Source organism: Brenneria roseae subsp. roseae (assembly GCF_003115845.1).
GTDB classification, from domain to species: Bacteria; Pseudomonadota; Gammaproteobacteria; order Enterobacterales; family Enterobacteriaceae; genus Brenneria; species Brenneria roseae.
This window is the reverse complement of record NZ_KZ819058.1, coordinates 1-1,047: the sequence shown is the minus strand read 5'-3', so window position 1 is coordinate 1,047 and position 1,047 is coordinate 1. Positions and strand designations below refer to the sequence as shown.

At 59.1% G+C, this 1,047-nt stretch carries 1 protein-coding gene; it reads right to left on the bottom strand.

Annotated features, from left to right (window positions below; translation table 11 throughout):
• Positions 1 to 1,047: Ig-like domain-containing protein (locus DDT52_RS20800; protein ID WP_136157996.1), on the bottom strand; the 1,047-nt coding region annotated here is incomplete at both ends.

Sequence of the window (1,047 nt, the reverse complement as noted above, 5' to 3'; positions counted from 1 at the left end):
CCGTATAAGAACGGGTGGTATCCGCGGTGGTCTCATTCCCCGCGTCGTCACGAGTCGTCACCGTGGCGCTGACGTCGGTATTTGCCGCCAGCACGCTGCCGGGCACGTTGACGCTCCAGGTTTTGCCATCGACATTCACCGTAGTCTGGTAAATCTCGTTACCCACCGTTACCGTGACCGCATCACCGGCTTTGACATCATCGCCCACCTGACCGGTGACGCTGATAGTCTGGCCGGCTTCATCCGCATTGACGATATCGTCGCCGGCGATGGTATCGATACTAATCGACGCCGCCGGCGCGCTGGTATCGACAATATAGGAACGCGAAGTATCGGCCGTGGTCTCATTACCGGCGTCATCACGAGTCGTCACCGTGGCGCTGATATCAGTATTTGCCGCCAGCACGCTGCCCGGCACATTGACGCTCCAGGCCTCGCCATCGGCATTGACCGTGGTCTGATACGTCTCGTTACCCACCGTTACCGTGACCGCATCACCGGCTTTGACGTCGTCACCCACCTGACCGGTCACGCTGATGGTCTGTCCGGCTTCATCCGCGTTAACGATATCGTCGCCGGCAATCACATCAATCAAGATAGAGGCTTCAGGAGCCGTGGTATCTACGGTATACGACCGGGTGGCGTCGGCGGAGGTCTCATTGCCCGCATCATCGCGGATAGTGACCGTGGCGCTGATATCGGTATTCGCCGCCAGCACGCTGCCGGGCACATTGACGCTCCAGGTCTCGCCGTCGGCATTGACGATGGTCTGGTAGGTTTCTGAGCCAACTTTAACGGTAACCGCATCGCCGGCCTTCACATCGTCACCCACCTGACCGGTGACGCTGATGGTCTGACCGGCTTCATCGGCATTGACGATATCGTCGCCGGCGATGATATCGATGCTAATCGACGCCGCCGGCGCGGTAGTATCGACAATATAGGAACGCGAAGTATCTGCTGTGGTCTCATTCCCGGCGTCATCGCGGATAGTGACCGTGGCACTGATATCGGTATTTGCCGCCAGCACGCTGCCGGGCACGTTGA